Source organism: Pseudoalteromonas sp. bablab_jr010 (assembly GCF_016464105.1).
In the GTDB taxonomy this organism is placed as follows: domain Bacteria; phylum Pseudomonadota; class Gammaproteobacteria; order Enterobacterales; family Alteromonadaceae; genus Pseudoalteromonas; species Pseudoalteromonas simplex.
Map to the genome: position 1 here is coordinate 1 of NZ_JACDWV010000018.1, position 6,114 is coordinate 6,114.

Here is a 6,114-nt window from a genome sequence, read left to right on the forward strand (position 1 = left end):
ACTCAGGGGTTGGTCGAATTACTATCGCCATTGCGTTGCCAAACAAGTATTCGGATATGTGAGCCACAAACTATTTCTAGCGTTATGGCATTGGGCTAAAAGGCGTCATCCAACAAAATCAAAAACTTGGATCGCCATGAAATACTTTATCAACCGTCGAGGCCAATGGCAATTTCACGGTTGGCAGAAGAGCATGAATATGGATTGTCAGTTTAATCTATTTCAAATAGCTAAGGTGCCAATAGAGAGACATGTGAAAATCAGGAGTGAAGCTACGCCTTTTGATCCTTTATACCAAGAATACTTGGCAAAGAGAAAAGCAAAGAGGCAATGCCGCAACTCTTGGAATGAGCCTAATCTCGCTGCTTTATAAGTTGCTGGGTACCAATTAGGTGCCTTCGTGAAGGCTTGAGCCGTATGCAGTGAAAGTTGCACGTACGGTTCTTAGGAGGGCGACACTTGGTAACAGGTGTCGTCTATCCGACAAAGGTGAGTTAATTACATAACCCGCCTCAGGACAGAAACTTGTTAGTCCCACGGTCAGCAATTAGTACACAATTGACTGTCAGATTTAATTAAGTTCTATTAGTCCAACCAGAAAGAGCAAGCTAAGACTATTTCAATATACGTGTGTGTACAAAGGTAACTACCCCCTACCCTTCTCTTTATTTGCAAGCTCTAGAGCTTTTTTAATTGAATAACCTTGAGACTTAAACTTGTCTACTAACTCCCTGTCATCTGGATCTGTTGAGTAAACTAGTTGGGTTTCTTTATCTACAAATAGCTTAACTATTTCCCTCGATTGCCCGTATCTCACTAAGATTTCTGAGTAATGGCCCTTATCAGTATGAACGCTTTTCATTAAATCATAGTCTTGATCTGTACCATCATACGCTTTTAACTCTTTGAGTTTATCAACGGCTTCCGGTTCCTGGGCCAACATAAACTTCCATGGACTATTATTAACAATGGCCATCCCTGCTTGGCTTTGGTAAGCATCAAGTAAGCTCTGTGTGATACAAATGCCAGCTGCACGTGTTTTCCTGAATCGACGCCAACCAGTTTCAAGGAACTCGGCTAGATAATTGACTTTACCCGGCTTGTCTTTAAGGTATTCCCAAGCTTCATCGAGAATGAAAAGTTTTCTTTGTTTGTTACCTGATAAAAACATTGCATGTTGAGCTGCGTTGATAAGGCTCATCAGAACACATTGTGATAAGTGAGGTTGCGAGGATAGTTCATCCATCTCACAAACGATTAATCGTGATTTGAAGTTTATTGGTGGGTATTTCTTACCAAAAAAGTCTCCAAAAATACCGCCTTCACACCATGGTTTTAGTTGGCGCCCTATCCTCTTTATTTCAACATCTTGGTGCTTTTCACACAGCTCAGAAAAGTCTGTTATTGATGAATCTTTCCCTTTAAGGTTCCAAAGCTCAGTGAGTACTGTAAGCATTTCTGTAGATTGGTAGTCACTTAAATCACCTGATTCTGACGCCATTGCTTTCAGCAAGGAATGAACCATGGCTGCTTGACCTTCTTTGCCATAAAAGTCATCAATATTTGCAAATGGATCAAGTGAAAACTTCATGTTCTCATTGAAGTCAATGAATTGAGCATTCTTATACTGGCTTGCTAAGTTTTCATATGAGCGACCTTTGTCAATAACAAACACTTGAGCGCCGTCAGTATCGCTGCCCACATCAAGCCGGCTTTTAACACCAGAGCCTAGATATGAAGTGATTAGCTTATTATTGAAAAATGACTTACCAGCTCCAGAGCGAGCGCAAATAAGTGCATTAAAGGAACCATCTGTTTCAAATATGTCTAAACCGAATATTTGCCCAAAGCGCGTGACAAACTCTAGAATTGGCCGTGAAGTGTTTCCTTTCCAACTCGCGCTATGTGGTAATAAAAATACAGCCCCTTTTGCCGTCCATTCATCAAACCGGTCTGATAATTTTATATATTCATCATCAAGGCCAAGAGGTAAAGCGTTTAAGAAGGTGCTAGGTGCCAAAATTGTTTCTATGTTGAATTTATACTCTTTACGCTTGAAGAATGCCTGCAATTTCCTAGTCGCCGTGAATGTTTCTTTCTTACTTCCACCAAGGATTATTAAATTAAGGCTAATTTTACATAATCTGGAGTTTTTAAGTTCATCTTCAATTGCAAAGTAGTCTTGTGCTTGGTCTTTTAAGGTTGAAACCCACTCCAGCATTTTTCCTTTTGCTTGTTTTTTTAGCCATTTGTTACGGCGATCAAATTCTTCATTTGCAGAATGAATACTTGGTAACTGTACGTTAAGCGTCATTAAATATGGGTTCCAAGCAACCGTTCGCTTGCCAAAACGCCAATCACCTAGCAGGTTTATAATATCACCGTAGTTTAAGTAATCGGGTGTTTGCTTGAGGGTCATGACTGAAGCAAATCCATTTGATTTCTCATCTAAAGATGAAAATTCTAGACCATATTCATCACGGTTAATTATTCCGCCCTGCTCTAATATTTGCGCACCCAGTGGGACAAGCTTGTTGATTTTTACTTTATCTCGCCAAAGCGCATTAGGTGAGTGATTGAAGAAAGTCTGCATTCTTGAAAGCCATTCTTCATCATTTAAAATCAATGGGGCTAAGCCTAACCCTTCGAATATTGAATATGTTCTATCTTTTATCTCTAGGAACTCTTTGAGCTCTTTATCGGAAGGGATAAAGTTTTTAACTGGGATTTTTACTGTGATCCAATGTTCAAAATCTCTTGGCCGGATACCTGATTTTTTATCAAGAGACTCTTTTCTTGCTTTAGAGTAATAATTAATTACTGATTCGCTCATTGCATCAGCAAGCTCACCGTCTTCACCACCAATCCGCTTCCCTCGTAGTTGCCTGTAACCATTTAGAAAGCCATCTATTCGTGGTAAAGCAGCTAGGCTTAGTTGAATTAATGTGTTGTGAGGAAACTCATCAGATAGAAAGCCTTCGTAGGCTGTTCTTATTTCGTTGTTTACCCCGTTAGTTGGTTGGCAGGCGATAACAAATCCAATGTAACCGCCTTCCATTAAGAACATTTGATATTCTTTAATATATTCCATTACACAGTTTAATTCTGCGGCTTTATTACCTCCGAGAAGCTTTTGTTGATCTTCAATGGTGCTTCGCCAAAGGGGGCCAGCAAAATTCTGCTGGGTTTCTTCGATATCTGGATTCAATATCTTTTCGATAGCTTCTTGGATTTTATTCAGCATGCTATACACCTATTTTACTTATTAGCCTCAGACTGAGGTCTAGAAATGCTCAACGGATCGATACCTTTGGCCATAGTTTCTTTTCTTTGGCTTGTTACTTTGCTTTTCTTTATTGTTTGAAATGGTAATACTCGACTTGGGCGCATTTGAGCTTGATGGCCTGTTACCCAGCGTCTTGGTTGTAATTCAACATATACGAAGCCTGGAATATTCAAATCTCCAGACTTATCTTCCCAAGCAGCAACATAAATACGCATTGCTTTAGCTTCTTCTAGAACAGCGAGAGGCTCTGGCGCGATATCATTTGGAACGTAATTGAAAGTTCTTAAGTCATCTAACTCATCGTGTGATTGTTTCGAATATGACATTGTGTCATTGCTCGCGATACCAACAATGTTGGCTTTGTCATAATCCTGTGCGTTTTGTCTTCGCAAACTTCTTGGTTCATATACGTATGTGATGTCTTCCCCTTCACTATTAACGTAAATGACTTTTTGGTTTCCTTCTGAATTTGACTTTTTTTCACCTTCGTTTTTTGCATATTCTGCAGTCATCATGTGCTCAAGTTGGTCTTGATTGTTGGTTAACTCATAAACCTCCATCGGCCCTTTACAGAGACCAAGTTCCGGTTTACCTGCACATGAAAATTCCTCTTCACCAATCGTAAATGCCGAACACCCAGAAAATAATGAGGCTATGGCTAGAATTGAGCTGATTTTAAAGATTTCTTTCATTGCTAGTTACTCCATCTCAAGCCATGCATCAAAATCGCTTGGTAGCCCATTAAAGGTTAAACCATCTTCACGAACTAAGAATGGGGTTCCTCTAGCCTCAAGCAATCCCATAACGATAGGTGCTTTTTGAACAGCCTTTGCATCGCAGTCTTCTCTCATTTCTGTTGCTAGTTTTGTCTTGTTCATAAGGTCGATGACAGCTTTAGATTTATCAACAGCGCAATTTAGGCGTTTGGACTCAAGTAAAGATTGGCTGCCTAGCATTGCTGTTAGTACAAAGTCGACATTGTACTTTTCTGGAGATTGCTGAATTATATTGAACAGGGCGTGGCAGTATCCGCAATTAGGGTCAACGAATATTGTTGCTTGCTTAGGTATGTCTTGGTTACCAAATGATAGTGTTGCAAGCTCATCTAGTTCTACGCCCATTTTCTCAAGAGGAACACGGTGAGCATTTCTTGCTTCGCTCAACTCATCAATAGTTCGTCTAAACCATGTATCAATTAACTGCCCTTGAAAGACAAAGCGGCCATTCTTAGATACAAAATATGTTTCTCCTGATTTAGTCTTAACTAGCATTAAGTTTTCAACAGGGAGTTCTTGAATACCTTCGATATCACCTTTTTGGGAAAGTGTTTGTTTTAATTCTGTCGGATTAATTGATTTAGCCATTGAAGATACGCTTAAAAGACTTACAGTTGCTAATAGACCAAGAGCCGTAATTTTTTTCTTTAGTGACATTGTGACTTACTCTTTAAATTGACATACATGTCATTGTAATCTTGGCTATAGAATGAAAAGGGGAGATTAATTACTGATTTTTGCTTTTTTTCATGGATTTGGACAAAACAGAGTTTTACTAACTCGATGGTTGATATGCTTGTTTAATCAACAAATTAAGGTGAATTTAGGATACTCAAAGCTCTAAATACTTAGTTTTAGGCATGATAAAGCCTTAGGTTGGTAAAATACTGATCTAAGGTTAAGGTTGATATATACCAACCTTAACGAATAAAGTTTGTCACATATCAAGACTTCACAATGACATGGTGTTGTCGAAATGAAACATCTTCGTAATCTTCCTCATCGAATGCATCACACCATGAATTTATGTGCTCACTTGTAATAGGCTCTTGTAAAAAACCACTTTCCAAAACTAATGGTAAGCTTCTATGGGCTATTCGTTGCTTTATACAGCGTCCAATTGATAGATCGATGGTAATGATAGTGAGCTTTTCATTTTCACTATTTAGGAAGTCATCGAGTGTTTTACTAAGGTGGAGTGACGCAACAGGGAATCGAAGCGCCTGCAAGTCAACTTTTGTTTCTTTTTTCATATCTCTACCTTATGATCATGCTGACAATTCAGGGTAAGGGTAAATTCTTAGTTTTCTACAGATGAATGACCCAATTCGCGTATCCGTATTCTTGATTATTTTTATCGAAAATTCACCGAGAAACCCCCGTGATCAGAGCGAAGTGATGTCGCGGGGATGAATCGGTGTCACCCCTGCTCTTGAATATATTTCCGTATTATCTCTGCACTAGCATTTCTTACAGAACACACAAAGTATCCATCAGACCAAAATGTTTTCTCTTTCCAAAATTGGTTTTTGAGGTAAGGAAATGATTTCCAGATTTTAGTAGTTGTCTCTTGTTTAATCCTCCTTGCGTACTAGCCTACAGAATATCGAGTGCCGATTGTAATCAGCATATGAATGTGATCTTTGTCTATTTCAACCTCTTCGATCCTGAAGTCAGAAGATAGAGAAACATCGAAAACCGTTTTCTTAACAAACTTACCCAGATTTCCGTTTAGTAAAGGTTTTCTGGACTTAACTACCAGAATTAAATGAAGTGCAATTAAATATTTGCAGTGAGATTTAGTTTCATATTCCAACTTGACAACTCGACCTTATACAGTATATGAAAAAGACGCTCAGATACAACTACAGGCTAAATCCTACCCCAGAGCAAGAAGCTAAGCTTATTGAGTTTAGTGCGACAGCGCGTGGCATTTGGAATCTGTTGTTGTCTGAAAATATGCGTCGATATGAGTACGATAAGACGTTCTTGTTTTACAAAGAAATGGCCTCGCTTCTTAAGGAATTAAAGCCCTGTCTCTTATACACATCT

General features: G+C 38.9%; 6 protein-coding genes and 1 pseudogene. 2 read left to right on the top strand and 5 right to left on the bottom strand.

All coding sequences use genetic code 11. From position 1 onward, the window contains the following. A partial coding sequence (locus JIG37_RS00265; RefSeq protein WP_280517202.1) for a group II intron maturase-specific domain-containing protein occupies nt 1-373 on the top strand: 373 nt, incomplete at its 5' end. Between the two features lie 273 nt (nt 374-646). Here the strand turns inward: JIG37_RS00265 and JIG37_RS00270 are convergent. The 5 genes and pseudogenes from JIG37_RS00270 to tnpA form a co-directional block, all read right to left on the bottom strand. Continuing rightward, entirely contained in the window at nt 647-3,244 is a 2,598-nt protein-coding gene (locus JIG37_RS00270) for a TraC family protein (RefSeq protein ID WP_199528354.1), read from the bottom strand. Between the two features lie 14 nt (nt 3,245-3,258). Beyond that, a complete protein-coding gene (locus JIG37_RS00275) occupies nt 3,259-3,978 on the bottom strand; it encodes a TraV family lipoprotein (protein ID WP_199528355.1) in 720 nt (239 codons plus the stop codon). 6 nt (nt 3,979-3,984) lie between these two features. Beyond that, complete coding sequence (locus JIG37_RS00280) at nt 3,985-4,719, bottom strand: disulfide isomerase DsbC N-terminal domain-containing protein (RefSeq protein WP_199528356.1); 735 nt, start codon at nt 4,717-4,719, stop codon at nt 3,985-3,987. A 287-nt stretch (nt 4,720-5,006) separates the two neighbouring features. Continuing rightward, on the bottom strand, nt 5,007-5,315 hold the full coding sequence (locus JIG37_RS00285; RefSeq protein ID WP_199528357.1) for a hypothetical protein: 309 nt from the start codon (nt 5,313-5,315) through the stop codon (nt 5,007-5,009). A 167-nt stretch (nt 5,316-5,482) separates the two neighbouring features. Beyond that, a pseudogene (gene tnpA, locus JIG37_RS22575) lies at nt 5,483-5,878 on the bottom strand (IS200/IS605 family transposase). Nucleotides 5,879-5,904: 26 nt separating this feature from the next. Here tnpA and JIG37_RS00300 point away from each other — a divergent pair. Continuing rightward, nucleotides 5,905-6,114 (top strand): helix-turn-helix domain-containing protein (locus JIG37_RS00300; protein WP_199528359.1); only part of this gene is annotated, 210 nt, incomplete at its 3' end.

What these genes read in the sequence shown, in the direction of transcription:
- JIG37_RS00285 (WP_199528357.1), bottom strand. Translation starts at nt 5,315, where the DNA reads ATGAAAAAAGAAACAAAAGTTGACTTGCAGGCGCTTCGATTCCCTGTT.
- JIG37_RS00275 (WP_199528355.1), bottom strand. Translation starts at nt 3,978, where the DNA reads ATGAAAGAAATCTTTAAAATCAGCTCAATTCTAGCCATAGCCTCATTA.
- JIG37_RS00270 (WP_199528354.1), bottom strand. Translation starts at nt 3,244, where the DNA reads ATGCTGAATAAAATCCAAGAAGCTATCGAAAAGATATTGAATCCAGAT.
- JIG37_RS00280 (WP_199528356.1), bottom strand. Translation starts at nt 4,719, where the DNA reads ATGTCACTAAAGAAAAAAATTACGGCTCTTGGTCTATTAGCAACTGTA.